The sequence below is a fragment of the Kitasatospora sp. NPDC040550 genome (genome assembly GCF_055594965.1).
Genome location: NZ_JBVIWC010000005.1, coordinates 1 through 15,439 on the forward strand (window position 1 = coordinate 1; position 15,439 = coordinate 15,439).

The window sequence follows — 15,439 nt, forward strand, 5'->3', positions numbered from 1 at the left end:
GGCTCCCAGTAGACGACTGGGTTGATAGGCCGGATATGGAAGCCCTGTGAGGGGTGGAGTTGACCGGTACTAATAGGCCGAGGGCTTGTCCTCAGTTGCTCGCGTCCACTGTGTTGTTCTGAAACAACGACCCCAACCCGATCGCCACGACGGGTTGGTGCGGTTGACAGTTTCATAGTGTTTCGGTGGTCATAGCGTGAGGGAAACGCCCGGTTACATTCCGAACCCGGAAGCTAAGCCTCACAGCGCCGATGGTACTGCAGGGGGGACCCTGTGGGAGAGTAGGACGCCGCCGAACAATCATTCAGAAAAGCCCCCGCCGGGTGAACCGGGCGGGGGCTTTTCTGTTGTAAGGTCAACATGCATTGTCGTGACACAGGACAGGAGGCCTCGGGTGGAGGTCCAGGAGACGCGGGTCCAGACCGATCGCGTCCTCACCATCCCCAACCTGCTGAGCATGGGCCGGCTGGTCGGTGTCCCGGTTTTTCTCTGGCTCATTCTGTGGCCCGTCTTCGGCGGGCCGAAGAACGACGGGTGGGCGCTGCTGATCCTGATGCTCAGTGGAGTCAGCGACTACCTGGACGGAAAGCTCGCCAGGCGGTGGGGGCAGATCAGCCGGGTGGGGCAGCTGCTGGATCCGCTGGCCGACCGGCTCTATGTGCTCTCCACGCTCATCGGATTGACGTGGCGTGAGTTCCTGCCGTGGTGGGTGACGGCGATTCTGCTGGCCCGCGAAGTCTTCATCGCGTCGTTGCTGCCCATTCTGAACCGGCACGGTTACGGGCCGCTCCAGACGAGTTTCCTCGGCAAGGCCGCGACCTTCAATCTGATGTACGCGTTTCCGCTTCTCCTGCTCGGTGGCATCGACAGCTGGATCGCCCGGCCGGCCGAGGTGGTGAGCTGGGCCTTCATCTGGTGGGGGACCACGTTGTACTGGTGGTCGGCGATCCTTTACGCGGTGCAGGCGCGGCAGATCATCAAGGCGGGCCCCGCGGGCTCGGCGTCCACAGCCTGAGACGTGATCTGAGAGAAGTCCCACGCCGTCCCGGTGCGTCGGACGATACCTTCCGGGTAGAGAACCCTCTGGAACGGTTTGATGGACCTGCAGGGTCCACCACCGCGAAGGAGGACGCACCCGTAATGAAAGCCGTAGTAATGGCAGGGGGCGAGGGCACCCGACTCCGCCCGATGACCTCCAGCATGCCGAAGCCGCTGCTTCCGGTCGCGAATATGCCGATCATGGAGCACGTGCTTCGGCTGCTGAAGCGGCACGGCCTCTCCGATACCGTCGTCACCGTGCAGTTCCTGGCGTCACTCGTCAAGAACTACTTCGGTGACGGCGAGGAACTGGGCATGCACCTCACGTATGCCCATGAGGAGACGCCACTAGGCACTGCGGGGAGTGTCAAGAACGCCGAGGACGCGCTCAAGGACGACTCCTTTCTGGTGATCTCCGGTGACGCGCTGACCGACTTCAATCTCTCCGAATTGATCGACTTCCACCGCAGTAAGGACGCACTGGTCACGGTCTGTCTCACCAGGGTGCCGAATCCCCTGGAGTTCGGAATCACGATCACTGACGAGGACGGCCGGGTCGAGCGCTTCCTGGAGAAGCCGACCTGGGGCCAGGTCTTTTCCGACACGGTGAACACCGGTATCTACGTGATGGAGCCGGAGGTCTTCGACTACGTCGCCGCGGGTGAGTCCGTGGACTGGTCGAGTGACGTCTTCCCGCAGCTGTTGAAGGAGGGCAAGCGGGTCTACGGCTACGTTGCCGAGGGCTACTGGGAGGACGTGGGCACCCACGAGAGCTACGGCAAGGCCCAGGCGGACGTCCTGGAGGGCAAGGTCGAGGTCGAGCTCGACGGCTTCGAGATCTCGCCGGGCGTCTGGGTGGCCGAAGGGGCGGAGGTCGACCCGGAGGCGGTGCTGCGCGGGCCGCTGTACATCGGGGACTACGCCAAGGTCGAGGCCGGCGTGGAGATCCGCGAGCACACCGTGCTGGGCAGCAACGTGGTGGTCAAGCGCGGTGCCTTCCTGCACAAGGCGGTGGTGCACGACAACGTCTACATCGGGCCGCAGAGCAATCTGCGCGGTTGCGTGGTCGGCAAGAACACCGACGTGATGCGGGCCGCGCGGATCGAGGACGGCGCGGTGATCGGGGACGAGTGCCTGATCGGCGAGGAGTCGATCATCGGCGCCAACGTCCGGGTCTACCCGTTCAAGACCATCGAGGCCGGCGCCGTCGTCAACACCTCGGTGATCTGGGAGTCGCGCGGCCAGGAGCACCTGTTCGGGGTCCGCGGCGTCTCGGGCATCCTCAACGTCGAGATCACCCCGGAGCTGGCCGTGCGGCTGGCGGGCGCGTACGCCACGACCTTGAAGAAGGGGGCCACCGTCACCATTGCGCGTGACCACTCGCGTGGTGCGCGTGCGCTCAAACGGGCGATGATCTCGGCGCTGCAGACCTCCGCGATCGACGTCCGCGACCTGGAGAACGTCCCGATGCCGGTGGCCCGGCAGCACACGGCGCGGGGGAGCGCGGGCGGGATCTTCCTGCGGACCACGCCGGGAGTGCCGGACTCGTTGGACATCCTCTTCTTCGACGAGCGCGGGGCGGACCTCTCGCAGGCCGGGCAGCGCAAGCTCGACCGGGTCTACGCGCGTCAGGAGTACCGGAGGGCGTTCCCGGGCGAGATCGGGGACCTGACCTTCCCGTCCAGCGTGTTCGACTCCTACGCGGGCAACCTGCTGCGGGCGGTGGACACCACCGGGGTCCGGGAGGCCGGGCTGAAAGTCGTCGTGGACACCGCGCACGGCAGTGCCGGGCTGGTTCTGCCCAGCATCCTCGGCCGGCTCGGGGTGGAGGCACTGACCGTCTCCAGCGGGCTGGACGAGGCGCGGCCCACCGAGGACGCGGAGACCCGCAGGGCCGGGCTGGCCAGGCTCGGCGAGCTGGTGGCCTCCTCGCGGGCGGCCTTCGGGGTGCGGTTCGACCCGGTCGGCGAGCGGGTCGCGTTCGTGGACGAGCTCGGCCGGGTGATCGACGACGACCGGGCCCTGCTGGTGCTGCTGGACCTGGTCGCGGCGGAGCGGCGCAGCGGGCAGGTGGCGCTGCCGGTGACCACGACCCGGATCGCCGAGCAGGTCGCCGCGTACCACGGGACCCAGGTCATCTGGACCACGACCACGCCGGACGACCTCGCGAAGGCGGCCTCCGCCGAGGGCACGGTGTTCGGTGGGGACGGGCGCGGCGGCTTCGTGGTGCCCGAGTTCAGCGGCGTGCTGGACGGTGCCGCGGCCTTCGTCCGGCTGGTCGGCCTGGTGGCGCGGACCCAGCTCACCCTGAGCCAGATCGACGCGCGGATCCCGCAGGCGCACATCCGGCGGCGGGACATCGCGACGCCGTGGGCGGCGAAGGGCATGGTGATGCGTTCGGTGGTGGAGGCGGCCGGCAGCCGCCGGCTGGACACCACGGACGGTGTCCGGGTCGTCGAGGCGGACGGGCGCTGGACGCTGGTGCTGCCGGACCCGGCCGAGGCGGTCACCCACCTGTGGGCCGAGGGCCCGGACGACGAGGCCACCGACGCCCTGCTGGACGAGTGGGCTGCCGTGGTGGAGGGGGCGGGGCGGTGACGTCCTGAGCGGACGGCCGCCTGGACGGCGGGGCGTGCGGTGCCATCCGCACGCCCCGTTGTCCGTTTTCACCTCATTCGGAAGGGTCCGTCACTTTCCGTCGATGTGTGTGGCGTGTGTGCAGCTCAGGGGCCGTGCTCAGGGCCCTCCGTCGTCGTGGGACGATGGTCCGCATGCCAGCGACGCCGACGCCGAGTGCTCCGAACGGACGGTACAACCGCCCGGACGCCTCGATGTCCCTGCTGACCAACGTGATGGACCACAGCCTGGACGAGGGCTACGCCGAAGCGGCTGCGGCCCGGGGCGGTGAGCACGACAGCCGGATACCCCGGACGCTGCGCGGACTGCTGACGCTGGGCGCCGGACTGGCGCTGGTCGGAGCCGTGGTCACGGTGGGCGCGGTGAACGCGCACAAGGCGGAGCCGACACTGGCCAAGGAGCGGGACGCGTTGATCCACCGGATCAACGACAGCAACGGCTCGGCGGACCACCTGCAGAAGGAGGTCCAGGACCTGCGGCGCAAGGTGGACGACACCCAACAGCAGGCGCTGGCCTCCGGGGACGGCAGTAGCAGCGGCCTGACCGGCGAGGTCGGGCTGGGGGAGGTCACCGGGCCGGGGGTGAAGCTGGTCCTGGAGGACGCGGCCGGCACCGGCGGCGGGGGCAACGTCGACCCCCGGGCCGGGCAGGGCTTCTCCAACAGCGGCCGGCTGCGCGACCGGGACCTGCAACTGGTGGTGAACGGTCTGTGGGGATCCGGGGCGGAGGCCGTCTCGATCAACGGCCAGCGGCTGACCGCGCTGTCCGCGATCCGGGCCGCCGGTGAGGCGGTGCTGGTGGACAACCGGCCGCTGGTGCCGCCGTACAACATCCAGGCGATCGGGGACGGGCCGAAGCTCCTCGCCGCGTTCGAGAACGACATGGCCGGGCAGTACCTGCGCCTGCTGGAGGAGAAGTACGGCATCAAGTCGACGCTCTCCACCCAGAAGAGCCTGACCCTGCCGGCGGCGGTCGGGGTCTCGCTGCGGAGCGCCCAGCCCGTCACGCCCGAGGCCTCGCCCACGGCGTCCGCATCGGCGTCCGGGTCGGCGTCCGGGTCGGCGACTCCGTCGGCCGGTCCGAGCGGGACGTCGGCGGGCGGCCCGGGAACCTCGGAGAGCCCCTTCGCGTCCGTTTCACCGTCCGCGCCCGGCGCCGCGCCGTCCGCGAAGCGGCGGCCGTCCGGCGGATCGACCAAGACCACCACAGGGACAGGAGCAGCTAGACCGTGATTGCCGTACTGGGTCTCGTGATCGGGGTGGTCGTCGGGCTCTTCGTCCAACCCGAGGTGCCCGACGCCGTCGTGCCCTACCTGCCGATCGCGGTGGTGGCGGCGCTGGACGCGGTGTTCGGCGGTGTGCGGGCGATGCTGGACGGGATCTTCAATGACAAGGTCTTCATCGTCTCGTTCCTGTCGAACGTGGTGGTCGCCGCGCTGATCGTCTTCCTGGGCGACCAGCTGGGTGTCGGTTCGCAGCTGTCCACGGGTGTGGTCGTCGTCCTCGGCATCCGCATCTTCTCCAATGCGGCGGCGATCCGGCGCCATGTCTTCCGTGCCTGAGCCGGGCCGCGAGGCGGCGGCGGAGGAGCGGGCGAAGGCAGCGGTGCCGGGGGTCGAGGGGACCGTCGCGGAGCCGGGCGAGAACGCGGCCGGGAAGGCTCCGGAGAAGTTGCCGGAGCAGTTGCCGGAGAAGGCCGTCGAGGAGGCCGTGGCGGAGGCCGGAGCTGCCGGGGAGTCGGATCGGGCTGAGGCTGAGGCTGAGCTTGAGCCCGGGCCGGAGGCCGCGGCCGGGGCCGACGAACCGTCGGAAGCCGCGGAACCGGAGGCCGTCGAGGAACCGGAGGGCGCCGAGGAGCCGGAGGGAGCCGAGGAGCCGCCCGCTGCGGACCGGAACGCCGGTCGGCGGCGGTTGAAGGCGGCGGTCTGGCCGCCGCGGTTGTCGCGCGGGCAACTGGTGGTGGCGCTGCTGCTGTTCTCGCTCGGGTTGGGGCTGGCGATCCAGGTGCGGTCGACCAACGACCACCACAACCAGCTGCGCGGGGCCCGCCAGGAGGACCTGGTCCGGATCCTCGACGAACTGGACAGCCGTCAGCAGCGTCTGCAACAGGAGAAGGCCGAGCTCGAGCAGTCCCTGGGCAAGTTGGAGAACAGCTCCAACCAGGCCAAGGAGGCCCAGGAGCAGACCAGGAAGAAGATGACGGAACTGGGTGTGCTGGCCGGTACGGTCAAAGCCACTGGTCCGGGCATCGTCCTCACGGTCGATGACCCCCAAGGGCAGGTGAAGGCGGATATGCTGCTGGACACCCTGCAGGAACTTCGAGCGGCGGGGGCGGAGGCGATTCAGATCAACGATGTGCGCGTGGTGGTCAACACCTACTTCACCGACCTGTCGGGCGGTGGGGTGCAGATCGACGGGAAGAAGGTCTCGCAGCCCTATCGGTTCACCGTCGTGGGGAACCCGCAGGACCTGACGCCCGCGCTGAACATCCCGGGGGGCGTCGTGCGCACCCTGGAGAGCCACCAGGCGCGGGCGACGATCACCCAGCAGCAGAAGGTGGTCGTGGACGCCCTGGTGGATCCGAAGACGCCGCAGTACGCCAAGCCGGCTTCGAAGTGACGGGGCGCTCGACCAACGGCCCGTCACGGGCCCGCGGCACCCGGTGCGGGGTGTCGTCGTCGCGTGGGAGAGACTGGTTCGCACCAGTACGCTCCGTAGCACCAACCGCAGCACCACACGTCGGAGTACCACTCCAGCAGGCCCGAGCCGCAACCGGGCCCGCAGCCTGTCCGAGGTTCTCACCCTGCCCCGCGGGCGGGTCTGTCACACGCAAGGGGATTCGCCCGTGAGTTTCTTCTCGAAGTTGTTCGGTCGCAACAAGGGCCGCGACGCGGCCGCCGTCGAGGCGCCGACCGCCCGGCACCGCCGGTCGGAGGACGAGCCCGCGGTGCCGGGCATGCGCCCCGCTCCCGAGGCCGGTCAGTACGCCGGACAGCAGCTGTACCGGGACGGTGCCGCGCAGTACGCCGGTAATCCGGCGGGCTACGGCGCGTCGGTTGACCCCTCCGGCGACCCGCGCATAGGTTTCCCGTCAGGACCCTCAACCTCTGGTGGAGGGTTTGCCCCGGACCCGTACGCCGGGCACAACCCGTCGGGTGTGCCGCGCCAGGAGGCTGTGAACATGGCTGGCCCCACTCCGTGCCCCAGGTGCGGCAACCAGAACCCGGCCGCGGCCCGCTTCTGTTCCAACTGCGGTACGGCGCTGCGCGGCGGCCTGCTGCCGGAGGGGGCGGCGGAGACCACCTCGACGATCTCGATCTCCGGCCTGGAGTCCTACGACCCCTCCGCCACCACCGGCACCGGCACCACGCCGGCGCTGTCGGCCGAGGTGCTGTCGGCGATCGACGCGCTGCCGCCGGGCTCGGCGCTGCTGATCGTCCAGCGCGGTCCGAACTCGGGCAGCCGGTTCCTGCTGGACTCGGACGTCACCACGGCGGGGCGTCACCCGCAGGGTGACATCTTCCTGGACGACGTCACGGTCTCCCGCCGGCACGTGGAGTTCCGCCGCACCCCGGCCGGATTCAGCGTCGCGGACGTGGGCAGCCTGAACGGCACCTACGTCAACCGGGAGCGGATCGACGAGGTGTCGCTGAACAACGGCGACGAGGTGCAGATCGGGAAGTACCGGCTGGTGTTCTTCGCCGGCCACAACCGGGGGTACTGAAACCAACGTCGGCGGGAGCCCGAGTGAATACGAATACTCCTTCCTCTTCTCTCGGGGCGGCCAACCCTGCGTCGTCGTCCGGTCCGCAGTCGGACCGCGGCGGGCGCGGGGTGGTCGCGGCCCCCAGGCAGCCGGTCCGTCCGGACCGGCCCGCCAGCCGCCGGCGCGGCGGTGACGAACTGCTGAGCATCGGCGCGGTGCTGGCCTTCCTGCGCGACGACTTCCCCGAGGTGACCATCTCCAAGATCCGCTTCCTGGAGGCGGAGGGGCTGGTCGAGCCGCAGCGCACCCCCTCGGGGTACCGCAAGTTCAGCCCCGCCGACGTGGAGCGGCTGGCCTACGTCCTGCGGATGCAACGGGACCACTACCTGCCGCTGCGGGTGATCCGCGAGCACCTGGACGCGATCGAGCGGGGTGAGGCCCCGCCGGCGCTGCCGGCCGCCGAGGCCCGGCCCGGCCCGCTGGAGGAGGCCGACCGCGAGCTGGTCGCCTCGGCCGAGGTCGCCTCCGGCGTCCGGCTGGGGCGGGCCGAACTGCTGGCCGCCGCCGGGGCGGGGGAGCCGGAGCTGGCCGAGTGGGAGGCGTACGGGCTGGTCCTGCCGGGCTCGGACGGCGGGTACGACGGGGAGGCGCTCCAGGTGGCCCGGCTGGTGGCCGAACTCGGCCGGTACGGGCTGGAGCCGCGGCACCTGAGGGCGATGAAGGCGGCGGCGGACCGCGAGATCGCCTTGGTGGAGCAGGTGGTGGCGCCGCTGCGCCGGCACCGGAACCCGCAGACCCGGGCGCACGCGGAGGCCACCGCACGGGAGCTGGCCACGCTGTCCGTACGGCTGCACGCGGCCATGGTCCAGGCCGGTCTGCGGCCTCGCTCCTAGTGCCCTCGGCGGGCCCGGTGCACCGCGCTGACCAGCGGCGTCGGCCCTGCGCTTTCATATCCGGGGTCGGAGCCATAGGGTTGCCTGTGTGAATGAGCTCGACGTCGTGGGTGTCCGAGTGGAGATGCCTTCCAACCAGCCGATCGTGCTGCTTCGGGAGGTCGGGGGAGATCGATACCTGCCGATCTGGATCGGCCCCGGCGAGGCGACCGCGATCGCCTTCGCCCAGCAGGGCATGACTCCGGTGCGCCCGCTGACGCACGACCTGTTCAAGGACGTCCTGGAAGCGCTCGGCCAGCAGCTCACCGAGGTCCGGATCACCGACCTGCGGGAGGGCGTGTTCTACGCCGAGCTGGTGTTCGCCGGCGGGGTCGAGGTGAGCGCCCGGCCGTCCGACGCGATAGCGCTGGCCCTGCGTACCGGCACGCCGATCTACGGGAGCGAGGAAGTGCTCGCGGAGGCGGGCATCGCGATCCCGGACGAGCAGGAGGACGAGGTCGAGAAGTTCCGCGAGTTCCTCGACCAGGTGTCGCCCGAGGACTTCGGGGGCGGCGGCCCGCAGTAGGGCGCCTGTCCGGACGGGGCTGGTCGGCCCTTTAGCGTGCCGTTTTGCCAAAATCCGTCCACCTACCCACACTGGGGGCACGAAAAACCACTCTCCTGAGTGATGTGGTTTGTCTGGCCCGGCGTGGCGATCGTTGACGGGTCATAGGGGACTGCCTACCGTCAGGAGTGGCTGTCCGGGTGGCCGATGCCCGCAGTCGGTTGCCCGCAGCACGAGTGGACGGAGGTAGGCATGAGCAGCACCGGCGATGACGCGGCCGTGGGAGGCCTGTGCGCCGTGCACATGCCGCGCACCGCTCGCACCGTGTCGGACCTGCCCAGGATGAGCAGGTTCCCGGCCGTGCAGCCGGGCCAGCCCGCGATCGAGCGGCTGGCCCCGACGTCCGAACTGATCGGCTTCCGCGGCCCGACGGCCTGTGCGGCGGCCGGCATCACGTACCGCCAGCTGGACTACTGGGCCCGCACCGGGTTGTTGGAGCCCAGCGTCCGCACCACGTACCCGGCGACCAGTCAGCGGCTCTACAGCTTCCGCGACGTGCTGCTGTTGAAGATCGTCAAACGGCTGCTCGACGCCGGCGTCTCGCTGCAGAACATCCGGGTGGCCGTCGCCCATCTGCAGGCGGCCGAGCAGGCCGACCTGGCCGGGCTGACGCTGATGTCCGACGGTGCGACGGTGTACGAGTGCACCACGCCGCAGCACGTGGTCGACCTGTTGAAGGGCGGTCAGGGCGTGTTCGGCATCGCGGTCGGAGCGGTCTGGCAGGAGCTGGAGCTGACCCTCGGGCGGCTGCACGCGGAGCGGACCGACACCGGCGAGACGCTGGTCGGTGACGATCCGGCGGACGAGCTGGCGCAGCGGCGCAACCGGGCGGTCTGACCGGCAGCACCTCCACGGGGCCGTGGGCCGGAACGGGGAACCGTTCCGGCCCACGGCCTCGTCGTGTTGCCTGGCGAAACGATCGAGGGAGGGGCACGTGGAGGTCGGCACCGGGATATCGGAGCTGCTGCGGCGTCGGGCCGGCGGGGTGCGGGCGCGGCTGCGGGAGCGCCGTACGCAGCGCAGGGTCTTCCAGGCGACGACCTTGCTCTGCTCGCTTGCGCTGGCGCCCAGCGCCTGGCTGTGGTTCGGGGCGGGGGACCGGGTGGGCACCGTGGAGAGCGCGCCCTCGGCTCCGGTGGCGGTGGTCTTCGGCGCCGGGCTGGACCAGGGCGAGCCGTCGCCGTACCTGGAGCACCGGCTGGTGGCGGCACTGGACCTGTACCGGGAGGGCAAGGTCAAGGCCATCCTGGTGACCGGGGACAACGGGCGGATCGAGTACGACGAGCCGGACGCGATGTACCGCTACCTGACCGAGCACGGCGTCCCCGGGGACCGGGTGGTGCGGGACTACGCGGGCTTCGACACCTGGAACTCCTGCACCCGGGCGCACCGGATCTTCGGGGTGGACCGCGCGGTGCTGGTCAGCCAGGACTTCCACGTCCGGCGGGCGCTGGCGCTGTGCGAGGCGGCGGGGATCCGCTCGTACGCGGTCGGCGTGCCGGAGCTGCACGACACCACCTGGCTGTACGGCGGGCTGCGGGAGGTCGCCGGGGCGGGCAAGGCGGCCGTGAACGTCTGGCTGCGGCCGGACCCGGTGTTCCTCGGGCCCAAGGAGGACGGCATCCCGAAGGCGCTGGCGGAGGCCGCGAAGCAGTAGCCGAGGGGGCGGCGGGCGCAGGGCGTCGGCCGGGTTCGTACGCACTGTCGGACCCGTGCGCGATGATCGGCGGGTGCGATCTCTGCCGAGCATCATCCACCTCGACATGGACGCCTTCTTCGCGGCGGTGGAGCAGGCGGCCAAGCCGAGCCTGCGCGGGAAGCCGGTGATCGTCGGCGGGCTCGGCGGGCGCGGGGTGGTCTCCACGGCCTCGTACGAGGCGCGGCGGTTCGGGGTGCACTCGGCGATGCCGATGGCCCAGGCACGGCGGCTGTGCCCCAACGCGGCCTTCTTGTCCGGGCGGTTCGAGGCGTACCGGCAGAACAGCGAGATCGTGATGGGGCTGCTGCGCCAACTGTCGCCGCTGGTGCAGCCGTTGAGCCTGGACGAGGCCTTCGTCGACTTGGCGGCCGGCCCGTACGGTCCGGTGCTGTCGGAGGCGGACCACGAGACCGGGGAGCGGCTGGTGCTGGCCCTGGCGGAGGACCTCCGGGCGGACATCCAGCGGCTCACCGGGCTGACCGGCTCGGTGGGGGCGGCGGGCTCCAAGCTGATGGCGAAGATCGCCTCCGAGCAGGCCAAACCGGACGGGCTGGTGCTGATCGAGCCGGGGCAGGAGCGGGCCGTGCTCGGCCCGATGCCGGTCCGGGCGCTGCCCGGGATCGGGCCGGCCACCGAGCAGGTGCTGCGGCGGGCCGGGCTGAGCACGGTGGCGGACCTCGCGGAGGCGGGGGAGGCGGAGCTGGTCCAGCTGCTCGGGCGGGCGCACGGCACCGGGGTCTTCCACATGTCGACAGGACTGGACGAGCGGCCGGTGGTGCCCGACCAGGACGCCAAGTCGGTCTCGGTGGAGGACACCTACGAGGTGGACCTGGCCGACCGGGACCGGGTGCTGCGGGAGGTGGAGGCGCTGGCCGGGCGCTGCGTCCGGCGGCTGCGCTCGGCCGGGCGCTCGGGGCGGACGGTGGTGCTCAAGGTGCGGCGGTTCGACTTCTCGACGCTGACCCGCTCGGAGACCCTGGGCGGACCCACCGACGACGAGGCGGTGATCACGGCGACGGCCCGGCGCCTCGCCGAGCAGGTGGACATCACCGGCGGGGTGCGGCTGCTCGGGGTGGGCGTGGCCCAACTGGCCGACTACACCCAGGAGGACCTCTTCGCGCAGGCGCTGCGGGAGGAGGCGGCGGAGCACGCCGAGGTGGCCGAGGCGGCGGTGGCCGAGGAGGAGCCGGAGGAGGTCCTGGTGCGGCGCTGGATGCCCGGACAGGACGTGCGGCACGCCGAGTTGGGGCCGGGGTGGGTGCAGGGCAGCGGGGTGGGGCGGGTGACGGTGCGGTTCGAGACGCCGTGGAGCGGGCCGGGGCGGGTGCGGACCTTCGCGGTGGACGATCCGGCGCTGGAGCCGGCCCGGCCGCTGCCGCTGCGGCAGCCGGCGGAGCCGGAGGAGCCGGACGGGCAGGCGGACTGAGGCGGAGGGGGGCTGGGCGCACCGGCCCGGGAACGCGGAACGGCCCCACCCGGTAGGAGTACCGGGTGGGGCCGCATACCGTGCCGGGCCCCGGACGGTCGTGATGCCCTCGCGACCGGGCGGAGGCCCGGGCCCGCGCGTCCTGTCCCTGAACGCGCGGGCCGGACGCCTCGTCAGGCGTCGGTCTTGGCCAGCTCGGGGCTGGAGTCCTGCCGGGCCGCGCCGTCGGCGACGGTGACGGCCGGAGTGGTGGTGCGGATCAGGAACGGGACGGCGCCGGCGATGACGCAGACGACGGCCGTGACCCAGAAGGCGTGCTTGTAGGCGTCCAGGGTGGGCAGCAGCACGTGGATCTGGGGCGGCAGCTTCATGACGTCGCCGGTCAGGATGGCGGTCATCACGGCGGTGCCGATCGCGCCGCCGACGGTGCGCAGCACGGAGTTCATGCCGTTGGCGATGCCGCTCTGCTCGACCGGGACGGCGCCGTTGATGAAGGCGGGCATCGCGGCGAAGGCGAGGCCGATGCCGAGACCGAAGATCGCGGAGGCGGTGTAGATGTCGCCTTCGGCGCTGTGCCGCAGGGCCAGGTAGGCCATCGCGATCGCGCCGAGGACGCCACCGAGGACCAGCGGCAGGCGCGGGCCGCGGCGGGCGATCAGCAGGGCGCCGATCGGGGCGGCGACCATCGAGCCGATCGCGGACGGCAGCAGCATCACGCCGGCGTGCAGCACGGTCGCGGTGAAGCCGTAGTGGGCCAGCTTCTCCGGGGTCTGGGCGAAGTTGCTGATGACCATGAACGAGCCGTACATGCCGAAGCCGATCAGCAGGCCGGCCAGGTTGGTGAAGGCGACGGCCGGGCGGCCCATCATCTTGAGGTCCACCAGCGGGTGGGCGACCTTGGTCTCGATGACGCCCCAGATCAGGGCGACCACTGCGGCGACGGCGAACAGGCCGAGGGTCTTGGTGGAGGTCCAGCCCCAGTGGTTGCCCTGGCTGACCGCGACCAGCAGGGCGGAGAGCCAGCCGGCCAGGGTGAGCGCGCCGAGCGGGTCGGCGCCGCCCTCCTTGTCGGTCACCGGGTCGGTCGGGACCCGGAAGGCGACCAGGGCGACGGCGAGCAGGCCGAAGGCCAGGCCCATCCAGAAGATCGACTTGTAGTTCCAGTGCTCCAGCAGCAGGCCGGTCGCGACCAGGCCGAGGCCGGAGCCGACGCCCATCGAGGCGCTGATGGCGGCGACGCCGCCGGTCACCTTCCGCTTGGGCAGCTCGTCACGGACGATGCTGATCGCCAGCGGCATCACGCCACCGCCGGCGCCCTGGAGGACGCGGGCGACGATCAGCCAGGTGAAGGAGTGGGTGCAGACCGCCAGCGCCGAACCGGCGACCAGGCCGGCCAGCGAGATCAGCAGCATGGGCTTGCGGCCCCGGAGGTCGCCGAAGCGGCCCAGCAGGGGAGTCAGCACGGCCGCGGACAGCAGGTTGGCGGTCATCAGCCAGGTGATGTTCGACCCGGAGACGTCCAGTTCCTTGGCCAGCGAGGGCAGGATCGGGACGACCGCGGTCTGCACCACGCTGAACGACAGCATCGCCAGGATGAGGGCCGGCAGGACCCGGGCGTTGCTCTGCTTCTCGGCCGCGGTGGTGGGCTGTAGTGCCTCACTCACGGTTGCTTCCTCCCGTACATAGTGAATGAACTCAAGTAACTGTGCGGGTGGATAGTTCATGATGTCAAATATCGAGTGGTTAAGGTTTGGCAAAGTGGGGAACTGCGGCACACGACGAGGGCCCCGGACCGGAGTCCGGGGCCCTCGGGGGATCGGGGGATCAGGTGATCGGGGAAGGTCAGGCCAGCGGGCGCAGGGCGGCCGGCCGGGAGCCGTCGGCCGCGTGGACGAGCTGGGCGCCCGCCTCTCCCGGTACGGTGGCGGCCGTGTCGTCGTGGACCTCGACGTGCTCGCGGCGGAGCTCGTCCCGAACCACCTCCTCCTCCGTGTAGCGCTCCACCACCAGACGGACCCGCTCGATCGGGGCGAGGTACTTGCGGACCACCGGCCGCTCCTCACGGAGGGTGACCTCTTCGACCGCTTCGGCGATCTCCTTCTCGGTCAGCGAGGCCAGCTCGGCTTCGCTGACCGGCATCCGCTCCACCCGGACCCGCTCGCGGACCACCGGGACGCGGCGCTCGACCTCCTCGCTGGTCACGTACTTGCGCAGCTTCGCGCTGCCCAGCACGTGCCACTCGGTGGTGATGTCCAGCCGCTCCTCGCGGCAGGTGATCTCGACCGGGCCGCTGGGGGCCGAGGAGGCGGCGGTGCCGTTCGCGGCCGGGGTGGTCGCGGCGGGCTGCGGCTTCGGCTCGACCAGGTGGGCGGCGGCCGGCGCGGGGGCGGTGCCGTTGGCGATCGGTGCGGGGGTGCTGAGGGTCCGCACGTGGGCCTCCGTGGCGATGTCGGTGCTGGTGTGGGTCGTGCCGGTGCTGGTCGTGGTGATGGTGCCCGTCGCGGTCGTGGTCGGGGCGGGGTCGGGGGAGTGGAAGGCGATCGGCTTGGCGGCCGCGGCGGCCGTGGTGGTGCCGAAGTCGAGGTCCGGCCGGTCGTCCCGGGCGGGCTCCGCGGTGGCCGGACGGCCGTCCACGGGCGTGTCGAGGCCGTAGTAGCGGTAGAGCTGGAGCTCCTGGGCCGGCGACAGGTGCTGGCCCACGCCGAAGTCCGGCGAGTCCTTCACCAGCGACTTGTCGTACGGCACCCGGAGCTCGTCGCCGGAGAACTCGCTCGTGGTGAGCGGGACGAAGGCGTCCCGGCCGAAGATGCCGGTGCGGACGGCCGCCCATTCCGGATGCCCGGTGGCGTCGTCCAGGTACACCTCGTCCACCGTGCCGATCTTGTCCCCGTTGCGGTCGACCGCCTTGTGGCCGATGAGGTCCCTGGGGTCGATGTCGGTCTGCACTCTTTCCTCCAAGCGCTGCGCCTGCGGAACTCCCGCAGGTGAGGCGGTCGGAGCACCCGTCCTGTCCGCCACTTCACACCAAAAGCCATCAATCGGACGTGCGCGACCGGGGTGCGCCGGACGGGCTTCGCGCTGGGCCGTTCGGGGGACGCGCGTAGACCCGGAGTGACCCGACGCACCCGTGATCGGGAGGCCTCCCGCTGGTACCCTGGGCCGCGACCGCCGAGCCCGCTCGGGAGAGTCCCCGACAGCGAAAACCGCTGGTCGGGGCGCCGAAGGAGCAACTCCTCCCCGGAATCTCTCAGGCATCCGTACCGTGCGGGATAGGTCACTCTGGAAAGCAGGGCAGGACCGCCGGCGCGGGAGCCGGCGATCACCACCCTCACCGACGGTGCAAGCCGACGGCGCGCCACCGCGCGGCGTGCGGGCGAAGCTCTCAGGTCCCGATGACAGAGGGGGAGGCCTTTCGGGTCCGCCCGCCCAGGTCGGTC

Annotated in this window: 13 protein-coding genes, 2 rRNA genes and 1 riboswitch; of the genes, 13 read left to right on the plus strand and 2 right to left on the minus strand. The window is 71.0% G+C overall.

What is annotated here, in order from left to right; all coding sequences use genetic code 11:
- From ACZ58X_RS09620 to ACZ58X_RS09680, 13 genes are all read left to right on the plus strand, one after another.
- A 23S ribosomal RNA gene (locus ACZ58X_RS09620) occupies positions 1-93 on the plus strand; the annotation flags it as partial.
- Positions 94-181: 88 nt separating this feature from the next.
- Positions 182-298, plus strand: a 5S ribosomal RNA gene (rrf, locus tag ACZ58X_RS09625).
- Positions 299-394: 96 nt separating this feature from the next.
- Complete coding sequence (locus ACZ58X_RS09630) at positions 395-1,015, plus strand: CDP-alcohol phosphatidyltransferase family protein (RefSeq protein WP_470333108.1); 621 nt, start codon at positions 395-397, stop codon at positions 1,013-1,015.
- A gap of 125 nt (positions 1,016-1,140) precedes the next feature.
- On the plus strand, positions 1,141-3,636 hold the full coding sequence (locus ACZ58X_RS09635; protein ID WP_470333109.1) for a sugar phosphate nucleotidyltransferase: 2,496 nt from the start codon (positions 1,141-1,143) through the stop codon (positions 3,634-3,636).
- 173 nt (positions 3,637-3,809) lie between these two features.
- Positions 3,810-4,907: a DUF881 domain-containing protein gene (locus ACZ58X_RS09640; protein WP_470333110.1), complete on the plus strand. Its 1,098-nt coding sequence runs from the start codon at positions 3,810-3,812 to the stop codon at positions 4,905-4,907.
- Positions 4,904-5,236 carry a small basic family protein gene (locus tag ACZ58X_RS09645; protein ID WP_030062488.1) on the plus strand — a complete coding sequence of 111 codons (333 nt, stop codon included), beginning with the start codon at positions 4,904-4,906 and terminating at the stop codon, positions 5,234-5,236. The genes ACZ58X_RS09640 and ACZ58X_RS09645 overlap by 4 nt, the downstream gene beginning before the upstream one ends.
- Complete coding sequence (locus tag ACZ58X_RS09650; RefSeq protein WP_470333385.1) at positions 5,220-6,293, plus strand: DUF881 domain-containing protein; 1,074 nt, start codon at positions 5,220-5,222, stop codon at positions 6,291-6,293. The genes ACZ58X_RS09645 and ACZ58X_RS09650 overlap by 17 nt, the downstream gene beginning before the upstream one ends.
- Positions 6,294-6,855: 562 nt before the next feature.
- Entirely contained in the window at positions 6,856-7,398 is a 543-nt protein-coding gene (locus ACZ58X_RS09655; protein ID WP_470333111.1) for an FHA domain-containing protein, read from the plus strand.
- A 182-nt stretch (positions 7,399-7,580) separates the two neighbouring features.
- On the plus strand, positions 7,581-8,273 hold the full coding sequence (gene ftsR / locus ACZ58X_RS09660) for a transcriptional regulator FtsR (RefSeq protein WP_470333386.1): 693 nt from the start codon (positions 7,581-7,583) through the stop codon (positions 8,271-8,273).
- Positions 8,274-8,361: 88 nt separating this feature from the next.
- Positions 8,362-8,838 (plus strand): bifunctional nuclease family protein, encoded by a 477-nt coding sequence (locus tag ACZ58X_RS09665; protein WP_030062493.1) that lies wholly within the window; start codon positions 8,362-8,364, stop codon positions 8,836-8,838.
- A gap of 231 nt (positions 8,839-9,069) precedes the next feature.
- On the plus strand, positions 9,070-9,714 hold the full coding sequence (locus tag ACZ58X_RS09670; protein ID WP_470333112.1) for a MerR family transcriptional regulator: 645 nt from the start codon (positions 9,070-9,072) through the stop codon (positions 9,712-9,714).
- A gap of 97 nt (positions 9,715-9,811) precedes the next feature.
- Positions 9,812-10,534, plus strand: coding sequence for a SanA/YdcF family protein (locus ACZ58X_RS09675; RefSeq protein WP_470333113.1), 723 nt, complete (start codon positions 9,812-9,814; stop codon positions 10,532-10,534).
- A 73-nt stretch (positions 10,535-10,607) separates the two neighbouring features.
- Positions 10,608-12,002 (plus strand): DNA polymerase IV, encoded by a 1,395-nt coding sequence (locus ACZ58X_RS09680; RefSeq protein WP_470333114.1) that lies wholly within the window; start codon positions 10,608-10,610, stop codon positions 12,000-12,002.
- A 173-nt stretch (positions 12,003-12,175) separates the two neighbouring features.
- Here ACZ58X_RS09680 and ACZ58X_RS09685 read toward each other — a convergent pair whose 3' ends face one another.
- Both ACZ58X_RS09685 and ACZ58X_RS09690 read right to left on the minus strand, forming a co-directional pair.
- Positions 12,176-13,666 carry an MFS transporter gene (locus ACZ58X_RS09685; RefSeq protein ID WP_470333115.1) on the minus strand — a complete coding sequence of 497 codons (1,491 nt, stop codon included), beginning with the start codon at positions 13,664-13,666 and terminating at the stop codon, positions 12,176-12,178.
- A gap of 178 nt (positions 13,667-13,844) precedes the next feature.
- Positions 13,845-14,948 (minus strand): PRC and DUF2382 domain-containing protein, encoded by a 1,104-nt coding sequence (locus ACZ58X_RS09690; protein ID WP_470333116.1) that lies wholly within the window; start codon positions 14,946-14,948, stop codon positions 13,845-13,847.
- A gap of 223 nt (positions 14,949-15,171) precedes the next feature.
- A riboswitch (glycine riboswitch) is annotated at positions 15,172-15,275 on the plus strand.
- Positions 15,276-15,439: the final 164 nt, after the last annotated feature.

Coding starts and splice junctions, on each gene's coding strand:
- ACZ58X_RS09635 (WP_470333109.1), top strand. CDS start 1,141: ATGAAAGCCGTAGTAATGGCAGGGGGCGAGGGCACCCGACTCCGCCCG.
- ACZ58X_RS09640 (WP_470333110.1), top strand. CDS start 3,810: ATGCCAGCGACGCCGACGCCGAGTGCTCCGAACGGACGGTACAACCGC.
- ACZ58X_RS09650 (WP_470333385.1), top strand. CDS start 5,220: ATGTCTTCCGTGCCTGAGCCGGGCCGCGAGGCGGCGGCGGAGGAGCGG.
- ACZ58X_RS09655 (WP_470333111.1), top strand. CDS start 6,856: ATGGCTGGCCCCACTCCGTGCCCCAGGTGCGGCAACCAGAACCCGGCC.
- ACZ58X_RS09670 (WP_470333112.1), top strand. CDS start 9,070: ATGAGCAGCACCGGCGATGACGCGGCCGTGGGAGGCCTGTGCGCCGTG.